Source organism: Pseudomonas sp. J452 (genome assembly GCF_024666525.1).
Taxonomy (GTDB): Bacteria; Pseudomonadota; Gammaproteobacteria; order Pseudomonadales; family Pseudomonadaceae; genus Aquipseudomonas.
In genome coordinates, this window is record NZ_CP088294.1 from 570,526 (window position 1) to 595,352 (window position 24,827).

Annotated in this window: 21 protein-coding genes; 9 read left to right on the forward strand and 12 right to left on the reverse strand. The window is 64.7% G+C overall.

Annotated elements, in window-relative coordinates; all coding sequences use genetic code 11:
* Positions 1-7: 7 nt before the first annotated feature.
* The 9 genes from trpE to LRS11_RS02730 all read right to left on the reverse strand — a co-directional run bounded on the left by trpE (position 8) and on the right by LRS11_RS02730 (position 11,141).
* Positions 8-1,489, reverse strand: a complete 1,482-nt coding sequence (trpE, locus tag LRS11_RS02690; protein ID WP_260495391.1) for an anthranilate synthase component I — start codon at positions 1,487-1,489, stop codon at positions 8-10.
* Between the two features lie 93 nt (positions 1,490-1,582).
* Positions 1,583-2,374 (reverse strand): phosphoglycolate phosphatase, encoded by a 792-nt coding sequence (locus LRS11_RS02695; protein ID WP_409519798.1) that lies wholly within the window; start codon positions 2,372-2,374, stop codon positions 1,583-1,585.
* 44 nt (positions 2,375-2,418) lie between these two features.
* Positions 2,419-3,093: a ribulose-phosphate 3-epimerase gene (gene rpe, locus LRS11_RS02700; RefSeq protein ID WP_260495393.1), complete on the reverse strand. Its 675-nt coding sequence runs from the start codon at positions 3,091-3,093 to the stop codon at positions 2,419-2,421.
* 105 nt (positions 3,094-3,198) lie between these two features.
* The gene (locus tag LRS11_RS02705; RefSeq protein WP_260495394.1) at positions 3,199-4,026 is read right to left on the reverse strand and encodes an ABC transporter permease; all 828 of its coding nucleotides are present in this window, start codon (positions 4,024-4,026) and stop codon (positions 3,199-3,201) included.
* Positions 4,027-4,258: 232 nt separating this feature from the next.
* A complete protein-coding gene (locus LRS11_RS02710) occupies positions 4,259-5,506 on the reverse strand; it encodes an ABC transporter permease (protein WP_260495395.1) in 1,248 nt (415 codons plus the stop codon).
* Between the two features lie 123 nt (positions 5,507-5,629).
* The gene (locus tag LRS11_RS02715; RefSeq protein WP_260495396.1) at positions 5,630-6,670 is read right to left on the reverse strand and encodes an ABC transporter substrate-binding protein; all 1,041 of its coding nucleotides are present in this window, start codon (positions 6,668-6,670) and stop codon (positions 5,630-5,632) included.
* A gap of 45 nt (positions 6,671-6,715) precedes the next feature.
* The gene (locus LRS11_RS02720) at positions 6,716-7,825 is read right to left on the reverse strand and encodes an ABC transporter ATP-binding protein (RefSeq protein ID WP_260496849.1); all 1,110 of its coding nucleotides are present in this window, start codon (positions 7,823-7,825) and stop codon (positions 6,716-6,718) included.
* A gap of 320 nt (positions 7,826-8,145) precedes the next feature.
* On the reverse strand, positions 8,146-8,775 hold the full coding sequence (locus LRS11_RS02725) for a response regulator transcription factor (RefSeq protein WP_260495397.1): 630 nt from the start codon (positions 8,773-8,775) through the stop codon (positions 8,146-8,148).
* On the reverse strand, positions 8,772-11,141 hold the full coding sequence (locus LRS11_RS02730) for a PAS domain S-box protein (RefSeq protein ID WP_409519799.1): 2,370 nt from the start codon (positions 11,139-11,141) through the stop codon (positions 8,772-8,774). Before LRS11_RS02730 ends, LRS11_RS02725 begins: the two co-directional genes overlap by 4 nt.
* Positions 11,142-11,309: 168 nt before the next feature.
* Here LRS11_RS02730 and LRS11_RS02735 point away from each other — a divergent pair, with 168 nt between their 5' ends.
* Positions 11,310-12,362, forward strand: a complete 1,053-nt coding sequence (locus LRS11_RS02735; protein ID WP_260495398.1) for an alpha/beta hydrolase family protein — start codon at positions 11,310-11,312, stop codon at positions 12,360-12,362.
* 10 nt (positions 12,363-12,372) lie between these two features.
* Here LRS11_RS02735 and LRS11_RS02740 read toward each other — a convergent pair whose 3' ends face one another.
* From LRS11_RS02740 to LRS11_RS02750, 3 genes are read right to left on the reverse strand one after another with little or no spacing between them, the layout of a single operon-like run.
* A complete protein-coding gene (locus LRS11_RS02740) occupies positions 12,373-13,137 on the reverse strand; it encodes a TerB family tellurite resistance protein (RefSeq protein WP_260495399.1) in 765 nt (254 codons plus the stop codon).
* A 1-nt stretch (position 13,138) separates the two neighbouring features.
* Positions 13,139-13,810, reverse strand: a complete 672-nt coding sequence (gene murU, locus LRS11_RS02745; protein ID WP_260495400.1) for an N-acetylmuramate alpha-1-phosphate uridylyltransferase MurU — start codon at positions 13,808-13,810, stop codon at positions 13,139-13,141.
* Positions 13,807-14,832, reverse strand: coding sequence for an aminoglycoside phosphotransferase family protein (locus LRS11_RS02750; RefSeq protein WP_260495401.1), 1,026 nt, complete (start codon positions 14,830-14,832; stop codon positions 13,807-13,809). The genes murU and LRS11_RS02750 overlap by 4 nt, the downstream gene beginning before the upstream one ends.
* A gap of 127 nt (positions 14,833-14,959) precedes the next feature.
* On the opposite strand from LRS11_RS02750, the gene LRS11_RS02755 reads away from it, so the two are divergent.
* From LRS11_RS02755 to LRS11_RS02790, 8 genes are all read left to right on the forward strand, one after another.
* Positions 14,960-17,734, forward strand: coding sequence for an LPS-assembly protein LptD (locus LRS11_RS02755; RefSeq protein WP_260495402.1), 2,775 nt, complete (start codon positions 14,960-14,962; stop codon positions 17,732-17,734).
* A complete protein-coding gene (locus LRS11_RS02760; RefSeq protein WP_260495403.1) occupies positions 17,715-19,007 on the forward strand; it encodes a peptidylprolyl isomerase in 1,293 nt (430 codons plus the stop codon). Before LRS11_RS02755 ends, LRS11_RS02760 begins: the two co-directional genes overlap by 20 nt.
* 117 nt (positions 19,008-19,124) lie before the next feature.
* A complete protein-coding gene (pdxA, locus tag LRS11_RS02765; RefSeq protein ID WP_260495404.1) occupies positions 19,125-20,117 on the forward strand; it encodes a 4-hydroxythreonine-4-phosphate dehydrogenase PdxA in 993 nt (330 codons plus the stop codon).
* A 107-nt stretch (positions 20,118-20,224) separates the two neighbouring features.
* The gene (rsmA, locus tag LRS11_RS02770) at positions 20,225-21,037 is read left to right on the forward strand and encodes a 16S rRNA (adenine(1518)-N(6)/adenine(1519)-N(6))-dimethyltransferase RsmA (protein ID WP_260495405.1); all 813 of its coding nucleotides are present in this window, start codon (positions 20,225-20,227) and stop codon (positions 21,035-21,037) included.
* A 31-nt stretch (positions 21,038-21,068) separates the two neighbouring features.
* Positions 21,069-21,449 carry a Co2+/Mg2+ efflux protein ApaG gene (gene apaG, locus LRS11_RS02775; RefSeq protein ID WP_260495406.1) on the forward strand — a complete coding sequence of 127 codons (381 nt, stop codon included), beginning with the start codon at positions 21,069-21,071 and terminating at the stop codon, positions 21,447-21,449.
* On the forward strand, positions 21,449-22,273 hold the full coding sequence (locus LRS11_RS02780; protein WP_260495407.1) for a symmetrical bis(5'-nucleosyl)-tetraphosphatase: 825 nt from the start codon (positions 21,449-21,451) through the stop codon (positions 22,271-22,273). The genes apaG and LRS11_RS02780 overlap by 1 nt, the downstream gene beginning before the upstream one ends.
* Positions 22,270-22,599 carry a thiosulfate sulfurtransferase GlpE gene (glpE, locus tag LRS11_RS02785; protein ID WP_260495408.1) on the forward strand — a complete coding sequence of 110 codons (330 nt, stop codon included), beginning with the start codon at positions 22,270-22,272 and terminating at the stop codon, positions 22,597-22,599. The genes LRS11_RS02780 and glpE overlap by 4 nt, the downstream gene beginning before the upstream one ends.
* 275 nt (positions 22,600-22,874) lie before the next feature.
* Positions 22,875-24,797 carry a PrkA family serine protein kinase gene (locus tag LRS11_RS02790; protein WP_260495409.1) on the forward strand — a complete coding sequence of 641 codons (1,923 nt, stop codon included), beginning with the start codon at positions 22,875-22,877 and terminating at the stop codon, positions 24,795-24,797.
* Positions 24,798-24,827 lie beyond the last annotated feature (30 nt).

The window sequence follows — 24,827 nt, forward strand, 5'->3', positions numbered from 1 at the left end:
AGCTCCCTTACTTTACGGACTGTTCGGCGAGGCTGACCGCGCGGAACATGGCGCGACGCTTGTTCAGGGTTTCTTCCCACTCCAGGGCCGGCTGCGAGTCGGCGACGATGCCGGCGCCCGCTTGAACATGCAGTTCGCCGTCCTTGATCACCGCCGTACGAATCGCAATCGCGGTGTCCATGTTGCCGTTCCACGCCAGGTAGCCCACGGCGCCGCCGTAGACCCCACGCTTGACCGGTTCCAGCTGGTCGATGATCTCCATCGCACGCACCTTCGGCGCACCACTGAGGGTGCCGGCCGGCAGGATGGCGCGCAGGGCGTCCATGGCACTCAGGCCTTCCTTGAGGTGACCGGTGACGTTGGAGACGATGTGCATGACGTTGGAATAGCGCTCGATCACCATCTGCTCGGTAACCTTCACCGAGCCGGTGGACGACACGCGGCCGACATCGTTGCGCCCCAGGTCGATCAGCATCAGGTGCTCGGCGATCTCCTTGGCGTCGGACAGCAGGTCTTTCTCCAGCTCCAGGTCGGCCTCTTCGGTCGCACCACGCGGGCGGGTGCCGGCGATCGGCCTTACCGTGACCAGATTGTCCTCGACCCGCACCAGCACTTCCGGCGAACTGCCGACCACATGGAAGTCGCCGAAGTTGAAGAAGTACATGTAGGGCGTCGGGTTGATGCAACGCAGCGCGCGGTACAGGTCGATCGGCGCGGCCTGGAAGGGGATCGACATGCGTTGGGAGATCACCACCTGCATGCAGTCGCCGGCCAGGATGTATTCCTTGATCGCCAGCACCGCGGCTTCGTAGTCGTCGCGCTTGAAGCTGGAGACGAAGTCCGGCTCGGCACCCGCCGGCGCGGCCAGGTCGACGCCCAGGCGCGGAGTGATAGGCCTGCGCAGCTTATCCAGCAGCTGAGCCAGACGGGCCTGGCCCTGCTCGTAGGCATCGGCCTGACTCGGGTCGGCGAGGACGATGGCGTGCATCTTGCCGGCCAGGTTGTCGAACACCACCACCGCGTCGGAGACCATCAGCAGGATATCCGGGGTGCCCAGCGGGTCCGGATTGGGGCTGGCGCCGAGCTTGGTCTCGACGTAGCGCACGCTGTCGTAGCCAAAGTAGCCAACCAGGCCGCCGTTGAAGCGGGGTAGGCCGCTCAGGGTCGGTACGTTGTAGCGGGCTTTGAACTGCTCGACGAAATCCAGCGGGTCGGCGCAGTCGTCATGCCGCTCGACCTCGACCCCGTCGACACTGACGCTGACCTGGTGGCCATGGGCGCGCAGCACGGTACGCGCCTGCAGGCCGATGATGGAGAAACGCCCCCACTTCTCGCCGCCCTGCACGGATTCCAGCAGGTAGGTATTGGGCGCGTCGGCCAATTTCAGGTAGATCGACAGCGGCGTGTCGAAGTCGGCGAGGGTTTCGAAGGCAAGCGGAATGCGGTTGTAGCCGTCGGCGGCCAAACGCAGGAATTCGTCGCGGGTCATGATGGAATCAGCCTTGTGGCCGGAGGCCCGATGGCCTCCGGAAATCAAACAGTAGGGGTACGCAACACACGCCGGCGGGCCGGCCACACTCGATCAGGCGCGCCAGCGCCAACGGGCCAGGGCCTTGAGGATCTTCATGTTGGCTCGGCCGAGCCAGTGTTTGCGGGGAGCCACCACGGTGCGATCTCTTGGCTGCGGGTGTGCGGAAGGATTAGCCGACATTAGCTTAGCGTCCGCCTCGAAGCAACCGTCGGGGAGCAGCTGGCGCAGATCGTCGAGCACCGCCGCCGGGGCTTCTTCGGCGATCGGCCGGCCGTGGTTGTAGCCATAGCTCAGCGCCACACAGGGCACGGCGGCGGCGCGGGCGGCCAGCACGTCGTTGCGCGAGTCGCCAACGAACAGCGCCTGCTGCGCCTCGACGCCGGCCAGGCGCATCACGAACAGCAGCGCCGCCGGATCCGGTTTCTGCTGCGGCAGGGTGTCGCCACCGATGATCCAGCGGAAGTAGCGACCCAGTTTCATCTCGTCCAGCAGCGGGGCGACGAAGCGCTCTGGCTTGTTGGTGATCAGCGCCAGCTCCACGCCCTGCTTCTTCAGCCACTTGAGGGTGGCGGTGACGCCGGGATAGACGCTGCTGAGCTGATGGCTGCCGGCATAGGCCTGGTTGAACAGCTCCAGTGCCTGCTCGGTCTCGGCCTCACCGACAGCGGAGTGTTCGATGGCGCCGGCCAGGGCGCGGCGCACCAGCACCCGTGCGCCGTTACCGACCCAGTCGCGCACCCGTTCGATACCCGCGGCCGGGCGACCGAGGCCGTGCAGCATCTGGTCGATGGCGGCGGCCAGGTCTGGCACCGAGTCGACCAGGGTGCCGTCCAGGTCGAACATCACCAGGCGCGGTAGCTTGCCGTCGAACAGCCCGTGGAGCAGGGTCACCCACGCACCTGAGCCAATTCGGCACGCATGGCGTCGATCACGGTCTTGTAGTCCGGCTGGTTGAAGATCGCCGAGCCGGCGACGAAGGTGTCGGCGCCCGCCGCGGCGATGGCGCCGATGTTCTGCACGTTGACCCCGCCGTCGATCTCCAGGCGAATGTCGCGGCCGCTGGCGTCGATCAGCGCACGGACTTCTTTCAGCTTGTCCAGGGTCCCGGGAATGAACTTCTGCCCGCCGAAGCCGGGGTTGACGCTCATCAACAGGATCATGTCGACCTTGTCCATCACGTACTTGAGCACGTCCAGCGGGGTGGCCGGGTTGAACACCAGGCCGGCCTTGCAGCCACCGTCACGGATCAGCTGCAGCGAGCGGTCGATGTGCTCGCTGGCCTCAGGGTGGAAGGTGATGTAGCTGGCGCCGGCCTCGATGAAGTCGCCGATGATGCGGTCGACCGGCTTGACCATCAGGTGCGCGTCGATCGGCGCGGTGATGCCGTACTTGCGCAGCGCCGCGCAGACCATCGGGCCGATGGTCAGGTTGGGCACGTAGTGGTTGTCCATCACGTCGAAGTGGACGATGTCGGCGCCGGCGGCGAGCACCTTGTCGACTTCCTCACCCAGGCGGGCGAAATCGGCGGATAGAATCGACGGGGCGATGGCGAAGGATTGCATGGTGGCCTCAGGGCGGAATCACGATGGCGCGATTGTAGCCTGAGTCGCCGGCCGAGGCAGTTGTCGTATGTCAGGCCGTGGCTGCGACCTTGGTCGCAGCCGTTTTCAGCTGGGGTTGGCGGTACGCATCTTCTCGCTGCGCCCGCGCAGCCACTCCAGGGTCAGCAGCATGACAATGGAGAAGCCGATCAGCAGGGTGGCCGCGGCGGCAATGGTCGGCGACAGGTTCTCGCGGATGCCGCTGAACATCTGCCGTGGCAGGGTGGCCTGCTCGGGCCCAGCGAGGAACAGGGTCACCACCACTTCGTCGAACGAGGTGGCGAAGGCGAACAGCGCACCGGAAATCACCCCGGGCGCGATCAGCGGCAGGGTCACCCGGCGGAACGTCGTCAGCGGCGAGGCGCCCAGACTGGCCGCGGCGCGCACCAGGTTGTAGTTGAAGCCCTGCAAGGTGGCCGACACGGTGATGATGACAAACGGCACGCCGAGCACGGCATGCACCAGGATCAGCCCCAGGTAACTGTTGCCAAAACCCATGGGGGCGAAGAACAGGTAGCTGGCGACCCCAACTATGACCACCGGCGCCACCATCGGCGAGATCACCAGGCTCATTACCAGGGCCTTGCCGCGGAACTCGCCGCGGGTCAGGCCGATCGACGCCAGGGTGCCGAAGACCATGGCCAGCACGGTGGCCGCCGGAGCGACGATCAGGCTGTTGGTCAGCGCGCGCATCCACTCGGCCGAGCCGAAGAAGTCCTCGTACCAGCGCAGGGAAAAGCCCTGCAACGGATAGACCAGGAAGCTGCCGGAGTTGAACGACAGCGGAATGATCACCAGCACCGGCAGGATCAGGAACAGCAGCACCAGCGCGCACAGACTGCGATGGGCCCAGAACCAGGCGCGTTCGATGGGGGATTTGTAGGGGCTCAGCATCTGCATTCTCCAATCAGTCTCTAGCGGGGCAATGCCCCTCTCTCACCTGCTTTGCTCCCCTCTACCGCTTGCGAGAGAGGGGCCGGGGGAGAGGGCTGCGTTGGCAACTCCCCTCTCCCGCCCTGCGGGCACCCTCGGCTTTGGCATCCTGCGTCGCCCTATCTCCTGCATCCTTGCAGTCGTCTCCCCCGGAGGGGCGAGGGTCATCAGCCGGCCTGCTACGCAGGCCTGTTTATCCAAGTCGCAGGCGGCTCGCGCCTACCAGCCAGCTGTACACCACGTAGAGCAGCATGGTGGCCAGCAACAGCAGGCCGCCGAGGGCCGTGGCCATGCCCCAGTTGATGGTGGTGTTGGTATAGAAGGCGACGAAGTAGCTGATCATCTGGTCGCTCGGGCTGCCCAGCAGCGCCGGGGTGATGTAGTAGCCAATCGACAGGATGAACACCAGCAGGCAACCGGCGCCGACGCCGGCCAGGGTCTGCGGGAAGTACACCCGCCAGAAGCTGGCGAAGGGGTGGCAGCCCAGCGAGATGGCGGCGCGCATGTAGGTCGGTGAAATGCCCTTCATCACGCTGAAGATCGGCAGAATCATGAACGGCAGCATGATGTGCACCATCGCCACGTAGACCCCGGTGCGGTTGAACACCAGCTGCAGCGGCGCATCGATGATGCCCATGGCCATCAGCGCACTGTTGATCAGGCCGCCCGACTGCAGCAGCACGATCCACGCCGCCACCCGCACCAGGATTGAGGTCCAGAACGGCAGCAGCACCAGGATCATCAGCAGGTTGCTGGTACGGGTCGGCAGGTTGGCCAGCAGGTAAGCCAGCGGGTAGGCCAGTATCAGGCAGATGGCGGTGATCACCAGGCTCATCCAGAAGGTACGGGCGAAGATATCCAGGTAGATGGCCTGATCCGGGGTGGCCGGGGCCAGTTCGCCGAGGTCGTCGATGCGGTGATCGAGGGCCGCCAGCAGGTAATAAGAGGTAAAGGCACTGTCGTTGCGGCGGATCACCTGCCAGTAGGCCGGGTCGCCCCAGCGCTCGTCGAGGGCTTCCAGGGCATCCTTGTACGAGGCCGGCTCCTGCTTGAACGGCAGCGCGCGGCCGGTCTTGGCCATCAGGCTGCGGTAGCCGGCCAGCTCCATGTTCAGGCGCTTGGACAGGTCGCCAATGGTCTGGTTCTTGCGCGCCTCGGCCAGGTCCAGGCTGAAGGCCTTGTAGGCGGCCTCTTCCGGCAGGCCACGGCCATCCCAGGCGGCAATCGCCTCCACGGTACGCGGCAGGCTGCGCACCACCTCCGGGTTCCCCACGCTTTTGTAGAGCAGGATGCCGATCGGCAGGATGAACACCACTACGAGGAACACCAGCAGTGGCAGGATCAGGCCCTGCGCCTTGAGGCGGTTGATCCGCTCGGCACGCGCCAGCTTCTGCTTCAACGTGAGGCCGGCGAATTCGGTGAGGGCGACGGTTTCGGCCATTGCTAGCTCCGCTAAATCTGGCCGCACAGGGCGGCGGAAAAAAGAGATGGGGCGGCGCCCCAGGCGCCCGCCTCATCCCAGACCCTCTCCCGCAGGAGAGGGGTATTGCAGGTAGTGCCTGACTTACTTGGCAGCCCAGGCGTTGAAGCGCTGTTCCAACTGCTCGCCGTAGTCAGCCCAGAAGGTCACGTTCATGGCCACCTGGTTGGCGATGTTTTCCGGGGTGGTCGGCATGTCGACCAGCAGGGTCTTGTCGAGCAGCTCAACGGCATTCTTGTTGGCCGGGCCATAGGCGATGTTCGACGAGTAGACCTTCTGCTGCTCCGGCTGCACGCTGAAGGCAGCGAAGGCCTTGGCCGCGTCGAGATCCTTGGCACCCTTCGGGATGGCCCAGGAGTCGAAGTCGTAGACACCACCGTTCCACACCACCTTCAGGTTGCTCTCCTTCTGCACGGCGGCGATGCGGCCGTTGTAGGCGGAGCTCATGACCACGTCACCGGAGACGAGGAACTGCGGCGGCTGGGCGCCGGCTTCCCACCACTGGATGTGCGGCTTGATCTGGTCGAGTTTCTTGAAGGCGCGATCCTGGCCTTCCTGGGTGGCGAGCACGCTGTAGACATCTTTCGGCGCCACGCCGTCGGCCATCAGGGCGAATTCCAGGGTGTACTTGGCGCCCTTGCGCAGGCCGCGCTTACCCGGGAACTTGCTCACGTCCCAGAAATCGGCCCAGCCGGTCGGGGCGGCGGCGAGTTTGTCGGCGTTGTAGGCGAGCACCGTGGACCACACGAAGAAGCCCACACCGCAGGGCTGCACGGCGCCGTCGATGTAGTTGGCGGCATCGCCGAACAGGGCTGGGTCGAGTTCCTCGAACAGGCCTTCGTCACAGCCGCGCGCCAGTTCCGGCGACTCCACTTCCACCAGGTTCCACGACACGCTGTTGGTGTCGACCATGGCTTTGACCTTGGCCATCTCGCCGTTGTATTCGCCGGCGATCACCTTGCCTTTGCCGGCCGCTTCCCATGGCTGGTAGAAGGCCTTGGTCTGTGCCTCCTTGTTGGCGCCACCGAAGGAAATCACTGTCAGGTCGGCGGCCATCGCCTGGGCTGCGCCGAGCAGGCCGAGGGCCAGAGCGCTGTGGCGGAAGATGCTGCGGATATTGCTCATTGTTGTTGTCTCCACTGTGCAGGGTTGGTTATTGCGCTACAGCACTCATTCCGCCATCAGCGGATCGAGCGCGCGAACGTGTTCCACATGCCAGCCAAGCGGCACCACATCGCCCACGCCCATGGCGGGATCGAGCTCGGCAATCGGCTGTTTGACGAAGAAGTCGGGCTTGCCACACACCTCCATGCGGATGCGCACGTGGTCGCCCAGGTAGATGAACTCCACCACCCGCCCGGAAAAACGGTTGGCGCACTGCTCGCTGGCACCGTTGAGGCGCACGCGCTCGGGGCGGATCGACAGGGTCACCGGCTCACCCGGGCCGCCGACGTTGACCGCCAGCGCCTCGATCTTCTCGCCACGCGCCAGACCGACCACGCAGCGCTCGCCGTCGCGGCTGAGCAGCTGGCCGCTGATGCGGTTGTTCTCGCCGATGAAGTTGGCCACGAAGGTGTTCTTCGGCGCCTCGTAGAGGTCACGCGGCGGGGCGATCTGCTGGATCTCGCCCTGGTGGAACACCGCCACCCGGTCGGACATGGTCAGCGCCTCGCCCTGGTCGTGGGTCACGTAGACCACGGTCACGCCCAGACGCTGGTGGATGTGTTTGATCTCCATCTGCATGTGCTCGCGCAGCTGCTTGTCCAGCGCACCGAGCGGTTCGTCCATCAGCACCAGCTGCGGCTCGAACACCAGCGCGCGGGCCAGCGCCACGCGCTGCTGCTGGCCGCCGGAGAGCTGCGCCGGGTAGCGGTTGCGGAACTTGTCGAGCTGCACCATCGACAGCGCGCGCTTGACCCGCTCGCTGCAGTCGGTCTTGTTCATGCCGCGCACGGTCAGCGGGAAGGCCAGGTTTTCGGCCACCGTCATGTGCGGGAACAGGGCGTAGTTCTGGAACACCATGCCGATGTCGCGCTTGTGCGGCGGCACGTTGTTGATCGCCCGGCCACCCAGCAGGATCTCGCCGGCGGTGGGCGTCTCGAAGCCGGCCAGCATCATCAGGCTGGTGGTCTTGCCCGAGCCGGACGGCCCGAGCAGGGTGAGGAATTCGCCTTTGCGAATATCCAGGTTGAGGTCTTTGACGATCAGGTTCTCGCCGTCGTAGCTCTTCTGCACGCCACGAAAACTGACCAGTACATCGTTGGAAGCATTCTCGGCCATCACCACACCCGTGTTCTTGTCTGCCATGGCTACAGACTAGAGAGGCGGGGGCGCCGCGCAAATCGGGCGGTATGACTGATTGCTATAAGGCTAGAGGAAAGCGCGATGTAGGGATCGCCCTACAAGGGGCAACTGCAATGGGCGGAGCGTCGAACTACCCCAGAACCTGTACTGGACCTCGGAAACTCCCCTCTCCCACTTGTGGGAGAGGGGCTGGGGGAGAGGGAAATGGCCAACGTACCCTCTCCCCAACCCTCTCCCGTAAACGGGAGAGGGGGGCAAAGCGCTCCGCATCGGGACCTACACAGGCGATGTGCCTCTCAAACCAGCTTGTGCTCCATCGCGTACTTCACCAGGTCGGCCACCGAGTGGCTGCCGAGCTTCTGCATCAGGCGCGCCTTGTGGGTGCTGACGGTCTTGCTGCTGATCGACAGGTGCAGGGCGATCTCGTTGACCCCCTCGCCCTGCACCAGGCGCTCGAACACCGAGAACTCGCGCTCGGACAGCTGCGCATGGGGCGGCCGCGAATCGGTCAGGCCGACCTCGAAGACCATGCGGTCGGCCAGGTCTGGGCCGATGTAGCGCCCACCCGCGGCGACCTTGCGGATGGCGGTGAGCAGCAGCGCCGGGTCGCTGTCCTTGGTCGCATAGCCGGCCGCACCGATCTTCAGCGCGCGGGCGGCCATCTGCGCCTCGTCGTGCATGGACAGCACCAGTACCGCCGGCGGGTTGCTCAGCGCACGAATCCGCGGAATCGCCTCCAGGCCGTTGACCCCAGGCATGGAGATATCCAGCAGCACCACTTCGCAGGGCGTGTGGCGCAGGGTTTCCAGCAGCTGTTCGCCGTTGCAGGCCTCACCGACCACCTGCAGGTCCTTGGCCAGGCCGATCAGCTGCTTGATGCCCTCGCGGACGATGGTGTGGTCTTCGGCTACCAGTACTCGAATCACGCGACTTCCTCTTGTTCATCCAGTGCCACCCGCACGCTGAGGGTCACGCCCTCGCCCGGCTGGCTGTCGATCTGCAGCGTACCGCCGAGCATCAGCACCCGCTCGCGCATGCCGACCAGGCCAAACGATTGCGCGCGCGCCGCCTGCGGGTCGAAACCCTGGCCATCGTCGCTGACGCTCAGGCACAGCTGGTCGCCCTCCACGCTCAGGCGAACGGCCACAGTATGCGCCTGGGCATGGCGCAGCACGTTGGTCAGCGCCTCCTGCAGCACGCGGAACAGACCGATTGCCTTGGCGTCGGAGAGTGCCGGCAACTGCTGCTCAGGCACCTCGACCAGGCAGGGGATCTGGCTGCGCGCCTCGAAACGCCGCGCCTGCCATTCGATGGCCGAGGCGATGCCGGCGTCGAGGATCGGCGGGCGCAGCGCGGTGGCCACGTCACGCACCAGCTGGAACAGGTTGGCGATCAGCTTCTTCATGCTCTCCAGACGCTCGCGCAGGCCGCCGTCCAGCTCGCCGTAGGCCAGCTCGCACATCGAGGTTTCCAGCTTGAGCACGGTGAGCACCTGGCCCAGCTCGTCGTGCACCTCGCGGGCGATGCGCGCCTTCTCCTCCTCACGCACACTCTCCAGGTGCGCCGACAGGTCGCGCAGCTGGGCACGCGATTCGGCCAGTTGCAGCTCGATCTGCTTGTTCTCGCTGATGTCCCAGACCATGCCGTCCCACACCACGTGCTCGCCTTCCAGGCGGCGGGCGCGGGCCTTGATGTCGGCCCAGCGCTGGCGACCATCACGGGTGAGGATGCGCCCCTGCCACTGCCAGTCACTGGCCGCCGCGATGGCCGAGTCCTGGGTGGCGTGATAGAGAGCCCGATCGTCCGGGTGGACCAGGCTGCGAATGCCGAAATCGGCCGCCTTGATCTGCGCCGGCGGATAGCCAACCAACTGCTCGCTACCCTCGCTGATATAGGCAAAGTCCACCGGCGCGCCAGGCAGCGGGCGCTCCAGGCGAAACACCAGGCCCGGCACGTTGCTGGCGATGCCCTTCAGGCGCGCCTCGCTTTCCTCCAGGGCGGCGTGGGCGCGGCGGCGCTCGGTGACATCGGTGATGTACACCACCAGGTACTCGGCGTCGCGAAAACGCAGGAAACTCAGCGATACATCCGCCGGCATCAGACTGCCGTCGGCGCGCAGGCAGTTGCTCTCGAAGCTCAGCGCGGCCTCGTCACGCGAGCGCACCCGGCGCCACAGGTTGAGCCAGCGGTCCATGCTCAGCTGCGGTTCGATCAGTTCCAGCGGCCGCTCGACCAGCGCCTCGCTGCGGTAACCGAGCATCTGCGCCACCGCACGGTTGGCGTAGCGGATGTGGCTGTCCCAGTTGACCCAGAGGATGCCCACTGTGCTGTGGTCGATGGAGAACTGGGTCAGGCGCAAGGCCTCCTCCGCCGCTTCGCGCAAGGCCAGGGCCTGGCGCGCGTCGAGCAGGCGATGCTCCAGACGCGACCGCTGGCGACGCAACACGGCCAGCAGGGCCAGGCTGACCAGCAGCAGGGTGCCGAGCAGCAAGCTGAGGTTGCGCCAGAAGCGCGGCGAGTCTTTGATGCCCGGCTTCTGCGCGGTCAGCCAGCGGCTCTGCAACTGCTCCAGGGTCTGCGCCGGCAGGGCACGCAGGGCCTCATCGATGATCGTCGCCAGTTGCGGCCAGTCGCGCCGGGTGCCGATGCGCAGCAGTTGCGGCAGGCCGACATCGCCAACCACCTGCAGGGTGGCGAACTCGCTTTCCTGACTCAGTCGGCTGAGCTGCGCCTGATCGACCACAGCGAAGCGCGCCTGCTGTTCCAGCACTGCCTGCAGCGCCTGGCGATCAGACGGCTGCGCTAGCAGCTTGAGGTTGAAATAGTTGCTGCGCAGGTAGTCGGCCACGCTGCTGGGCATGCGCGTGGCGATCACATCCGTGGCGCCGAGCTGCTCCAGCTCGATAGCCACGGTGCCCAGGCGCTCGCCCACCAGCAGATGCGGAATGCGCAGGTAGGGGTCGGAATACAGCCACTGGCGCAGCCCCGCCGGGGTCTGGCTGAGGCCAGGAGCGAGATCGACCTTGCCGGCGCGCAGGGCCTCCTCCAGCGCCTGCTGATCGGGGTAGCCACGCCAGCTGAACTGCACCGGCAGGCTCTTGCCCAGCGCCTCGAACAGCTCGACATTCAAGCCACTCAGTTGCTGCTGGCGCCGGGTGAACTCGGCATAGGGCGCCTGCAGCACCACGCCGACGCGCAGGCGTGGGTGCTCGGCCAGCCAGGCACGCTGACTCTCATCCAGCGCCAAGCCGTTGCCAGCCGCTGCCGCCCACAACCAGGGTGAGAGCAACACCAGCAACCCGCCAAACAGCACTTGCCTTATCTGCACATCAATCGCCTGTCAGTCGGATTTTCATCGCCATACCTTACTCCGGAGCCACGGCTGCCAGGCAAGCCACACCTGACAAATCGCGGGCGAGCGCTTAGTCTGCTGGAATCAGCCGCCATGCAGATGTCTGTGATGCCCAACCTCCTGCGCCCGACACTTATCGCTGCCTCTATTGGCCTTAGCGCGCTCCTCGCCAATCCCGCGCTGGCCGAAGAAGCCCCGGCGACAACAGCGCCAGCCGCTGAAGAAACGGCACCGGCGGCAGACGCTGCAACGCCACCCGCCGATGCCCCGGCGACCGAGCGAGCGCCCCTGGAAGAGCGCAGCGTCGAAGCGGCCAGCGGCCTCGAACGCCAACTGCCGCAAGACGAGCAACAACAGCTGAAGGCAGGCGACGAGACCTTCCTGGCACTGTGGAAACCCGCCAATGTCGGCGAGCCGACTGGCGTGGTGATTCTGGTTCCCGCCAGCGGGGAGAGTGCAGACTGGCCGCAGGCCATCGGCCCGTTGCGCAGCAAGCTGCCGGATGCCGGCTGGAGCAGCCTCAGCCTGACCCTGCCGGATCTGCCACAGCTCGCGCCGGCGGTGGCGCCAGTGACAGTCGACACCGCCACGCCGCCCAGCGCGCCGGCGGATGCCGCCGCAACGGATAACCAGGAGGCCGCGGATAGCGCCAGCGCAGATGCGGCGGCAGATGACTCTACGCAGCCGGCCACCCCGGACAGCAGCGCCACAGCACCAATCCCGGTTGTTGACCCGGCGCCGCGCATCTTCGCCCGCATCCAGGCGGCCATCGCCTTTGCCGAACAGCAGCAGGCGAAAGCCATCGTGCTGCTTGGCCATGGCGACGGTGCCTACTGGGCCGCCCGCTTCATCGCCGAGCAGAAGCCGCCGCTGGTGCAACACCTGCTGGTGGCCGCACCGGCCTTGCCGGAGGGAATGACGCCACCCTTGGAAGAACTGCTGCCGGAGCTGCAACTGCCCACTGGCGACTTCTTCTACAAGGACCAGAGCAGCGACCGCAGCGCCGCCACCCGCCGTCTGCATGCGAGCAAGCGCCTGCAGCACAAGGCCTATACCCAGGTAGCGCTGAAAGCCCTGCCGGGTAACCCGAGTGCGGAACAGGAACAGCTGTACCGCCGTATTCGGGGCTGGCTGGACAAGGCGTTGCCGGCGAAGAAATAAGTCTGAGCCGTTAGCGAAAACCACGACGCGAGCGAATCAGCTCATAGGCCTGATGCAGCTCGCTGGTGCGCTCGGTGGCCGCGCGAATCTGTGCGGAGCTGGCACCGCCGCCAGCCAGCTTGTCCGGGTGATGCTGGCTAAGCAGCTTGCGGTAGGCGCGCTTGATCGCCGCGGGCTCACTGCTGTTCTTTACCCCGAGCAGACGCAAGGCCGCCTGGTAGTCGCCGGGAACCGGGTCGGCCACCCGCCGGCTCGGCTCATATTCGTCGGCCAGGGCATTCAGGTCGTCACGCGCCCAGCCCAACCAACTGCCCCATTGCTGGATCAGCTCATACTCCTGCTCGCTGACCCGGCCATCGGCCCAGGCCATGCGCCAGCAACTGCGCAGCAGCACTTCGGCCCGCTCGGGACGCCGCCGCAAACCCTGCAGATGCTCCTCGAAGCTGTCCGTCATCAGCTTGCCACGGCCGAAAGCCTCCATCGCCCGCTGCCGCGCCGTCTCGCCTAGGCGCAGACGCTGCATCTCCTGCCTTGCCGCGTGGATATGCACCTGCAGCACGCGACCACCGCACTTGGCCAGACGCCCGAGGAGCATGAACAGCAGCTCATCGTCATCCAGCCGCGGCGGCCAGAACAGGGCACGCAGGCTGGCCCAGGAGTGCAGTTTGAGGCGCCGATCGAGCACCTGGCCGAGCAGGCCACCAAGCAAGGCGCCCGGAATGCTGGCCAGCGCCCAGCCGGCCAGCACCCCGAGCACGGTTACCGGCCAGAACATATCAGTGCCCCGCCGCCAACAGCTGCTCGACCTCGGCCAGGCGCTCGTGGGTGCCTACATCCACCCAGCGCCCGTGGAAGTGCTCGCCCGCTACCTGGCCATCCGCCATCGCCCGACGCAGCAGCGGCGCCAGCTTGAATGCACCGGGCTGGCAACCGGCAAACAGTTGTGGATGCAGCACGGCAATCCCGCTGTAGGTCAGGCTCGGCTGGCCGGCGACGGCATCGCTGACGCGGCCATCCTGCAAGTGGAAGTCGCCGGACGGGTGATGAGCCGGGTTATCCACCAGCAGCAGATGGGCCAGCCCCGCCAGCGGCCGGCGCACCTGGGCGAAGTCAAAGTCGCACCAGATATCGCCATTAACCACCAGAAACGGCGCGTCACCCAGCAGCGGCAGGGCGCGGAAGATACCGCCGCCGGTTTCCAGCGGCTCGCCTTCGGCGGAGTAGCGGATGCTCAGGCCGAAACGCGCGCCGTCGCCCAGGTAGTCCTCGATCTGCTGGCCCAGCCAGGCGTGGTTGATCACCAGCTCACGAAAACCGGCCGCCGCCAGGGCACGCACATGGAACTCGATCAGCGGTACACCGCCGGCGCGTACCAGCGGCTTGGGGGTGTGCAGGGTCAGCGGACGCAGGCGCTCGCCCTTGCCGGCAGCCAGGATCATCGCCTTCATGCCGGTTGGCTCTCCCGCTGCGGCAGGCTGGCGAGCAGCTCGCCGAGTACCGCCAGTTCGGGACGGCGCGCCAGCACCGCTTCTATATAAGTGAAGAAGCGCGGCACATCGCCCAGGTACTTGGGCTTGCCGTCGCGGTGGCAGATGCGCGCGAAGATGCCAATGACCTTGAGGTGACGCTGCACGCCCATCAGGTCGCTGGCGCGGTGGAACGCAGCGAAGTCCACCGGCAGTTCGATGCCGGCCTCGCCCGCCAGTTGCCAGTAGCGCTGCAGCCAGGTCAGCACGCGCTCTTCCGGCCAGCTGAGGAAGGCATCCTTGAACAAGCTGGTCACGTCGTAGCTGACCGGGCCATGCACCGCATCCTGGAAGTCCAGCACGCCCGGGTTGGGCTCACTGAGCATCAGGTTGCGCGGCATGTAGTCGCGATGCACCAGCACCCGCGGCTGAGCCAGGGCGCTGTCGACCAGCAGATCGCACACCTGCAGCCACTGCGCCTGTTGCGCGGCATTCAGCTCGACGCCCAGGTGACGCTGCAGATACCAGTCGGGGAACAGCTGCAGCTCACGGCGCAGCAAGGCGTCGTCATAGGGCGGCAGCTGGCCGTCGACCGGCAGTTTCTGGAATGTCACCAGCGCCTGCAGGGCCTGCTCGAACAGTGCATCGGCATTGTCCGCATTGAGCACTTCCAGCCAGGTCTGCCGGCCGAGGTCATCGAGCAAGAGGAAGCCGCGCTCGACATCGGCGGCGAGGATGCGCGGCACGTGCACGCCAGCCGCGGCGAGCATGCCGGCCACCTTGACGAAGGGCCGGCAGTCTTCCTGCGGTGGCGGCGCATCCATGACGATCAGCGTGCGCCCGGCCCCCTGCCAGCGGAAATAACGGCGAAAACTGGCATCGCTGCTGGCCGGAGTGAGCTCGGCAGCGGGCACAGGGCCCCAGCCTTCGGCAGCGAACAACGCGGGCAAACACTGCTCCAGCCAGCCCTGCAGCAGCTGGAAGCGTACATCTTGATCAGGCATTACAAGGGTCTCCGACGGCGCTAGCCGTTGCGCGGGTCATGCTTTATTATCCAGCATCTTTTTTCGCCCATCGAGAGGCGTGCGGCCCCCGCGGGTCGAAGGCGCGCAGGAAGCCCGGACTAACAAGATGGCAGTAAAAATCCCCGTGTTCCGTAAAAAATTCCCACTGCTGGTCACCGGCAGCCTGCTGGCCATGCAGCCAGTAGCCACTCCTTTGGTTATTGCCGCCGAGCAGTTCGACTGCCAGGCCTCCACCTCCGGTGGCTGGGCCTGTACGCCGAAAGCCGACAGCAGCGCCCAGTTGCCGCGCCCGCAGCATACCGCGACTGCGGTCAGTGCGGTCTCCGGCTCCGCGAAGTCTGCCGACGGCGAAAGCGCTGGCGAGCAAGCGCAGACCGTACTGGTTACTGAAAGCGAGGGCAAAGGCCTGAGCAGTCGCAGCGCGGACTACAGCCATCTCGACTGGGTGCCGCGCGACAAGCTGTCCGCCGCCCAGCTGGCCGAAGTCGGCCCTTACTGCGCCGGTTCCTATGTCGAACCCCTGCGCCCGGGCATGAGCGACGACACGCCAATGGACGAGGCGCCGATGTTCGTCTCCGCCAAGGCCTCGCGCTACGCCCAGGAAACCCAGACCGCCACCCTCGCCGGTGACGTGGTGATCCGCCAGTCCGGCATGCAGATCGAGGCCGACGAGGCCAACCTGCATCAGACCGAGAACCGCGGCGAACTGGTTGGCAACGTGCGCCTGCGTGACCAGGGCACCCTGGTGGTCGGCGACCGCGCCGAGATCCAGTTGGACAACGGCGAAGCCAAGGTCGAGAACGCCGAGTACGTGCTGCACAAAGGCCACGTGCGCGGCAGCGCGCTGTACGCCAAGCGCGAAGACAGCGCGATCATCCGCCTCAAGGATGGTACCTACACCCGCTGCGAACCGGGCAGCAACGCCTGGAACCTCAAGGGCAACAACATCAAGCTGAACCCGGCCACCGGTTTCGGCACCGCGACCAACGTGACGTTGCGGGTGAAGGACATTCCGGTGTTCTACACCCCCTACATCTATTTCCCGATCGACGATCGCCGCCAGTCCGGCTTCCTCGCCCCGAGCATTGGCTCGTCGGACGACACCGGTTTCCTGCTGGCCACCCCGTACTACTTCAACCTGGCGCCGAACTACGACGCGACCCTGTACCCCACCTACATGAGCAACCGCGGCTTGTTGCTGGAAGGTGAAGGGCGCTACCTGACCAAGAGCAGCGAAGGCCAGGTCGGCGGCGCCTGGCTGGATGACCAGGAAGACGAGCGCAAGCTGCAGTCCGAGTACGAAGACCAGCGCTGGATGTACAACTGGCAGCACAAGGGCGGCCTCGACTCGCGCCTGCTGGCGGAAGTCGACTACACCGACATCAGCGATCCGTACTACTTCCAGGATCTCGACAGCGACCTGGAGGTCAGCCGCAGCACCTTCGTCAACCAGCAAGGCGCACTGACCTACCGTGGCGACAGCTTTACCGCCCGCCTCAATGCGCATGCCTACGAGCTGGCGACGGTCACCGACATCACGCCATACGACCGCCTGCCGCAGATCACTTTCGACGGTGCCCTGCCCTTCCAGCCGGGTGGCCTGAACTTCGCCTACCAGACCGAGTTCGTACGCTTCGATCGCGACCTGCGCAGCGGCAACTTCAGCGATGAAGATGGCAACCTGGAGCCCTGGTACGACACCCGGATCAAGGGCCTGGCCCGCGCCAATGGCGACCGCGTCCACCTGGAGCCAGGCGTCAGCCTGCCGCTGAACTGGACCTGGGGCTACGTCAAGCCGACCATCAAGTACCTGCAGACCAATTACGATCTGGATCTGGATCAGCAAGGCGAAAACACCCTGCTCGCCGATCAGGAATTCAGCAGCAGCCAGAACCGTGGCGTTGGCCTGTTCAGCCTGGACAGCGGCCTGTACTTCGACCGCAATACCTCGCTGTTCGGCACCAACTACCGCCAGACCCTGGAGCCACGCCTGTTCTACCTCTATGTCCCCGAGGAAGACCAGACCGATATCCCGGTATTCGACACCGGCGAATCGACCTTCAACTACGCCTCGCTGTTCCGCGAAAACCGCTTTACCGGCAAGGATCGCATCGGTGACGAGAACAAATTGTCGCTGGGCGTGACCAACCGTTGGATCGAGTCGAACGGCTTCGAACGGCAGCGCTTCAGCATTGGTCAGGCCATCTACTTTGCCGACCGCGAAGTGCAGCTGCCAGGCATCGACTACAGCACCCGTGACGATGCGCAAGCCAATGTCTCGCCGTACGCACTGGAATATCTGTACCGCTTCAACCGCGACTGGCGCTTCTCGTCCGACTTCAACTGGGATCCGGATAGCAGCAGCACCCGCTCGGGCAGCGCGATGTTCCACTATCAGCCGGAAGCCAACCCGAACAAGGTGGTCAACGTCGGCTATCGCTACCGCAACGACGCCGTGCGTTACGACCAGTCCACCGGTAACTGGGTAGTAGGCGGGGGCGACTTCGGCACACCCGGAAGCGCTAACTACATCAAGGACTACTACAAGGTCGACCAACACGACTTCTCGGTCATCTGGCCAGTCGTGCCGCAGTGGAGCGCCATTGCTCGCTGGCAACATGACTACAACCAGAACCGTACTCTCGAAGCCTTCGGTGGTTTCGAATACGACAACTGCTGCTGGAAACTGCGCCTGATCAACCGTTACTGGGTCGACTACGACGAATACAGTCTGAACCCGAGCCAGAATGATCAAGCCGACCGCGGTATCTTCCTGCAGATCGTCCTGAAAGGGCTCGGTGGCGTGGTAGGTAACAAAGCGGAAAGTTTCCTCGACCAAGGTATCCAGGGTTATCGTCAACGTGAAGATCAAGCTTTCTGATTGCCTGCGCCCGCTGCTGCTGGGCGCCGCTTTTCTCGGTTCTGCAGTACAGGCCGAGGTTCAGTCCCTCAACCGCGTGGTCGCCATCGTCGATAACGATGTGATCATGCAAAGCCAGCTGGACACCCGTGCCCGCGAGGTGCAACAAACCATCGCCAAACGTGGCGCGCAGTTGCCACCGGCCGATGTGCTCAACCAGCAGGTACTCGAACGTCTGATCGTCGAAAACCTGCAATTGCAGATCGGCGACCGCTCCGGCATCCGCATCACCGACGAAGAACTGAACCAGGCGATGGCCAGTATTGCCCAGCGCAATAACCTGACCCTCGAGCAGTTCAGCGCCGCTCTCAATCGTGATGGCTTGTCCTTCAATGATGCGCGCGAGCAGATTCGTCGCGAGATGGTTATCAGCCGCGTACGTCAGCGCCGTGTCGGCGAACGCATCCAGGTTACCGACCAGGAAGTGAAGAACTTCCTCGCCTCCGACTTGGGCAAGATGCAGCTATCGGAAGAGTTCCACCTGGCTAATATCCTGATCCCGCTACCTGAGGGCGCCTCGCCGGAAGCCATCCAGGCGGCAGCGCGCAAGGTCAGCGAAGTCTATGACCAACTGCGTAGCGGTGCCGACTTCGCCCAGTCGGCCATCAGCCACTCTGCCAGTGAAAACGCCCTGGAAGGCGGCGAGATTGGCTGGCGCAAGGCGGGCCAGCTGCCACCGCCACTGGATGGGCTGATCAGCGCGCTGGCGCCTGGTGAGATCACCGAGCCGATTCGCACACCCAACGGTTTCATGATCATCAAGCTGTTGGAAAAACGCGGCGGCAGCAGCGTGGTCAGTGATGAGGTGCATGTGCGCCACATCCTGATCAAGCCCAACGAGATTCGCAGCGAAACCGAAACCCGCCGCCTGGCCGAGCGCCTGTATGAGCGGATCGTTTCCGGTGAGGATTTTGCCGAGCTGGCGAAAAGCTACTCCGAGGATCCAGGTTCCGCGCTGAATGGTGGCGACCTCAATTGGATTGACCCCAGCACCTTGGTACCCGAGTTCCGCGACGTGATGGCCAAGACCTCCAGCGGCGAGCTGTCCAAGCCGTTCAAGAGCCAATACGGCTGGCACGTCCTGGAAGTGCTCGGCCGCCGCGCCACCGACAACAGCGAGAAGTTCCGCGAGCAGCAGGCGATGAACGCCCTGCGCAATCGCAAGTACGACGAAGAGCTGCAGGCCTGGCTACGCCAGATCCGCGACGAGGCCTACGTCGAAATCAAGCTCTGATCGGGCTTGCTGTAATTCCCAAGCCCGGCACTGCCGGGCTTTTTTCGCCACTACCTTTCAGCGTAGAGTGTTGGCTTGCGTCACCACGACCAACACCACCCAGAAGAGAGCCTGCCAATGACCAGCGCCCAACTTTTCGCCCTGACCCCTGGTGAGCCTGCCGGCATTGGCCCGGATCTGTGCCTGCTGCTGGCCCGCGCCGCCCAGCCCCAACCCCTGGTCGCCATCGCCAGCCGTGAACTGCTGAGCGAACGGGCAGCCTTGCTGGGCCTGCAGATCGAACTGCTGAGCGCAGCACCTGGCCACTGGCCGAGCCAGCCTGCACCGGCCGGCAGCCTGTATGTCTGGGATACCCCACTGCAAGCCAAGGTTAAGCCCGGTCAGCTCGACGCCAGCAACGCCGCCTATGTACTGCAGACCCTGACCCGCGCCGGCCAGGGCTGCCTGGATGGCGACTTCGCCGGGATGATCACCGCGCCAGTACACAAGGGTGTGATCAACGAAGCGGGCATCGCCTTCTCCGGGCATACCGAATTCCTCGCCGAGCTGACCCACACCGAACAAGTGGTGATGATGCTCGCCACCCGCGGCCTGCGCGTAGCCCTGGTGACCACCCACCTGCCGCTTAAGGATGTCGCCGCCGCCATCACCGCCGAGCGCCTCGCGCGGGTCGCGCGCATCCTGCATGCCGACCTGGTAGATAAATTCGGCATCGCCCAGCCACGCATCCTGGTCTGCGGACTCAACCCCCACGCTGGCGAAGGCGGCCATCTGGGCCGTGAGGAAATCGAGGTGATCGAACCGACCCTCGAACGGCTGCGCGGCGAAGGCCTGAATCTGATCGGCCCGCTGCCGGCCGACACCCTGTTCACCCCCAAGCACCTCGACCACTGCGACGCGGTGCTGGCCATGTACCACGACCAGGGCCTTCCGGTACTCAAGTACAAGGGCTTTGGCGCAGCGGTCAACGTCACCCTGGGTCTGCCGATCATCCGCACCTCGGTCGACCACGGCACCGCCCTCGATCTGGCCGGCAGCGGCCAGATCGACAGCGGCAGCCTGCAGGTGGCGCTGGAAACCGCCTACATGATGGCCACTAGCAGGAGCTGAGCCGAGCAGGCAGCCCGGCTTGCCTACGGCCTGCCCCGGCAATGCTGTTAAACTGCCGCTCTTTGCATGCGCTTTGAGCGTGCGGCTTGAAGCCTGGAGCTGTCCCGATGTCCGAATACCAACACCGCGCGCGCAAGCGTTTTGGCCAGAACTTCCTGCATGACGCCGGGGTGATCCACCGCATCCTGCGCGCCATCCACGCCCGCGAAGGCGAGCGCCTGCTGGAGATCGGTCCAGGCCAGGGCGCCCTGACCGAAGGCCTGCTGAGCAGCGGCGGCCAGCTCGACGTGATCGAACTCGACCTCGACCTGATCCCGATCCTGCAGAGCAAATTCGGCCATCTAAGCAACTTCCGCCTGAACCAAGGCGACGCGCTGAAGTTCGATTTCAACCGCCTCGAAGCCGCACCGCACAGCCTGCGCGTGGTCGGCAACCTGCCCTACAACATCTCCACGCCGCTGATCTTCCATCTGCTGGATAACGCCCCACTGATCCGCGACATGCACTTCATGCTGCAGAAGGAAGTGGTCGAACGCCTGGCCGCCGAGCCGGGCGGTGGTGACTGGGGCCGCCTGTCGATCATGGTGCAGTACCACTGCCGCGTGGAGCACCTATTCAATGTCGGCCCCGGCGCGTTCAATCCGCCGCCCAAGGTCGACTCGGCCATCGTCCGCCTGGTGCCGCACGACGTGCTGCCCTTCCCGGCCAAGGATCACCGGCTGCTCGAGCGCGTGGTGCGCGAAGCCTTCAACCAGCGCCGCAAGACCCTGCGCAACACACTCAAGGGTCTGCTCAGCAGCGCCGAGATCGAAGCCGCCGGCGTCGATGGCAGCCTGCGCCCGGAGCAACTCGACCTGGCCGCCTTCGTGCGCCTGGCCGATCAGCTCGCCGCGCAACCCAAGGTCCAGGCGCAGGACTAAACTGCATTTTCAGCTTGTCGAGTTACCATTCATGTCCGATCCGCGCTACCAGGTCGACGTCAGCGTCGCCACCCGCTACCTGCCGGAGCAATCCAGTCCGGAGCAGAACCGCTACGCCTTCGCCTACACGGTGACCATCAGCAACAACGGTCAGGCCGCAGCCAAGCTGCTCAGCCGCCACTGGATCATCACCGACGGCGATGGCCGCGTGCAGGAAGTGCGTGGCGCCGGCGTGGTTGGCCAGCAGCCGCACCTGCAGCCAGGCGAGAGCCACACCTACAGCAGCGGCACGGTAATGGCGACCAAGGTCGGCAACATGCAGGGCAGTTACCAGATGCTCGCCGACGACGGCAAACGCTTCGATGCCACCATCGCCCCCTTCCGCCTGGCCATGCCCGGGGCCCTGCACTGATGGCAACCTACGCCGTCGGTGACCTGCAGGGCTGCCTGCAACCGCTCAAGTGTCTGCTCGAACGGGTCGCCTTCGAGCCGAGCAAGGATCGCCTGTGGCTGGTCGGCGACCTGGTCAACCGCGGCCCGCAGTCGCTGGAAACCCTGCGGTTCCTCTACGCCATGCGCGACTCGCTGGTCTGCGTGCTGGGCAACCATGACCTGCATCTGCTGGCCGTGGCGCACAACATCGAGCGCCTGAAGAAGAACGACACCCTGCAGGAAATCCTCGACGCGCCAGATCGCCAGGACCTGCTCGACTGGCTGCGCCAGCAGAAGCTCATGCACCATGACGCCAAGCGCGACATCGCCCTGGTACATGCCGGTATTCCGCCGCAGTGGACCGTGGAAAAGGCCCTGAGCCGCGCCGCCGAAGTCGAAGAGGCCCTGCGCGACGATGCCCGCCTGCCGCTGTTCCTCGACGGCATGTACGGCAACGAACCGGCCAAGTGGGACAAGGATCTGCATGGCATCACCCGCCTGCGGGTGATCACCAACTACTTCACGCGCATGCGTTTCTGCAAGTCCGACGGCACCCTCGACCTGAAGAGCAAGGAAGGCGTCGGTACCGCCCCACCCGGTTACGCCCCCTGGTTCAGCTACCCGCAGCGCAAGAGCCGCGGGCGCAAGATCATTTTCGGCCACTGGGCGGCGCTGGAAGGCCAGTGCGACGAACCCGGCCTCAGCGCCCTGGACAGCGGCTGCGTGTGGGGCGGAGCCATGACCCTGATGAATATCGACAGTGGCGAACGCCACCGCTGCGACTGCCCGGAGAACACCCCATGAGCGAATTCAAACGCATCCCGCCAGAACAAGCCCAGACCCTGCGCGAACAAGGCGCCGTAGTGGTCGATATCCGCGACCCGCAGAGCTTCGCCAACGGCCATATCAGTGGCTCTCACCATCTGGACAACCACTCGCTGGCCGACTTCATCGCCAAGGCCGACTTCGACCAGCCGCTGATCGTCACCTGCTACCACGGCAACTCCAGCCAGAACGCGGCGGCCTACCTAGCGCACCAGGGTTTCGCCGAGGTCTACAGCCTGGATGGCGGTTTCGAGCTGTGGCGCAGTCAGTACCCTGCTGAAGTCGCGCAAGGCACCAGCGAGTAAATTTTTTCTGCGTGGCGCAACCCCGCGCCGCGCCTGCTCCCCAGGGCTTTGCCGACGAGCGGCAATATCCTGTCACCCTTACGCCATCCTTGCGCCTGCCGAATCCGAACTACTCTTAAGTCGAGGCCATCCAAAAGGGAGAGCCGGCACACCGGTTCCGGGCCATCGGTAGCGTTTTTTGGTGTTCTGGGGGTTTCTAACGGCCGACGCGTCGACCTCCTCTGCACCCGCCCGAATGACCCTTGCCGGCTCCATGCAGCGAGCGAGGTGCAGTTATGAGTATATTCAGCCACTTCCAGCAACGCTTCGAATCGACCCGCCAGGAGGAATATTCCCTTCAGGAATACCTCGAACTGTGCAAAGCGGATCGCAGCGCCTACGCCACGGCATCCGAGCGTCTGCTGATGGCTATCGGCGAGCCGGAGCTGATCGATACTTCGAGCAACTCTCGGCTGTCGCGCATCTTTTCCAACAAGGTGATCCGTCGCTACCCGGCCTTTGCCGACTTCCACGGCATGGAAGAGTGCATCGACCAGATCGTCTCCTACTTCCGCCATGCCGCTCAGGGCCTGGAAGAGAAGAAACAGATCCTCTACCTGCTCGGCCCGGTCGGCGGCGGCAAGTCGTCGCTGGCAGAGAAGCTCAAGCAGCTGATGGAAAAAGTGCCCTTCTACGCGATCAAGGGCTCGCCGGTATTCGAGTCGCCGCTGGGGTTGTTCAATGCCAGTGAAGACGGCGCCATCCTCGAAGAGGACTACGGCATCCCGCGGCGCTACCTCAACAGCATCATTTCACCCTGGGCAACCAAGCGCCTGACCGAGTTCGGTGGCGATATCAGCCAGTTCCGCGTGGTCAAGCTGTACCCCTCGATTCTCAATCAGATTGCCGTGGCCAAGACCGAACCGGGCGACGAGAACAACCAGGACATCTCCGCGCTGGTCGGCAAGGTGGATATCCGCAAGCTGGAGGAATTCCCGCAGAACGACGCCGACGCCTACAGCTACTCGGGCGCCCTGTGCCGGGCCAACCAGGGCCTGATGGAGTTCGTCGAGATGTTCAAGGCGCCGATCAAGGTCCTGCACCCCTTGCTCACCGCCACCCAGGAAGGCAACTACAACAGCACCGAAGGCCTCGGCGCGATTCCCTACAGCGGCATCCTGCTAGCCCACTCCAACGAATCCGAGTGGCACAGCTTCCGCAACAACAAGAACAACGAGGCGTTCATCGACCGCATCTACATCGTCAAGGTGCCGTACTGCCTGCGCGTCACCGACGAGGTGAAAATCTACGACAAGCTGCTGTTCAACAGCTCGCTGGCCAAGGCCCACTGCGCCCCGGACACCCTGAAGATGCTCGCCCAGTTCTCGGTGCTGAGCCGCCTGAAGGAGCCGGAAAACTCCAACATCTATTCGAAGATGCGCGTCTACGACGGCGAGAACCTCAAGGACACCGATCCCAAGGCCAAGTCGATCCAGGAGTACCGCGACACGGCGGGCGTGGATGAAGGCATGAACGGTCTGTCGACCCGCTTCGCCTTCAAGATCCTGTCCAAGGTATTCAACTTCGACCCGCACGAGATCGCCGCCAACCCGGTGCACCTGCTGTATGTGCTGGAGCAGCAGATCGAGCAGGAACAGTTCCCCGCCGAAGTACGCGAGCGTTACCTGCGCTTCATCAAGGAATACCTGGCGCCGCGCTACATCGAGTTCATCGGCAAGGAGATCCAGACCGCCTACCTGGAGTCCTACAGCGAGTACGGACAGAACATCTTCGACCGCTACGTGCTGTACGCCGACTTCTGGATCCAGGACCAGGAATACCGCGACCCGGAAACCGGCGAGATCCTCAACCGCGTGGCCCTCAACGAGGAGCTGGAGAAGATCGAGAAGCCGGCCGGAATCAGCAACCCGAAGGATTTCCGCAACGAGATCGTCAACTTCGTGCTGCGCGCCCGTGCCAACAACAACGGCAAGAACCCGACCTGGCTCAGCTACGAAAAGCTGCGCGTGGTGATCGAGAAGAAGATGTTCTCCAACACCGAGGATCTGCTGCCGGTCATCAGTTTCAACGCCAAGGCGAGCAAGGAGGATCAACAGAAGCACAACGACTTTGTCACCCGAATGGTCGAACGTGGCTACACCGAGAAGCAGGTGCGCCTGCTGTCCGAGTGGTATCTGCGGGTTCGCAAGTCGCAGTAACCCGTTGCCGGCGCGGCAGTCGCTGCCGCG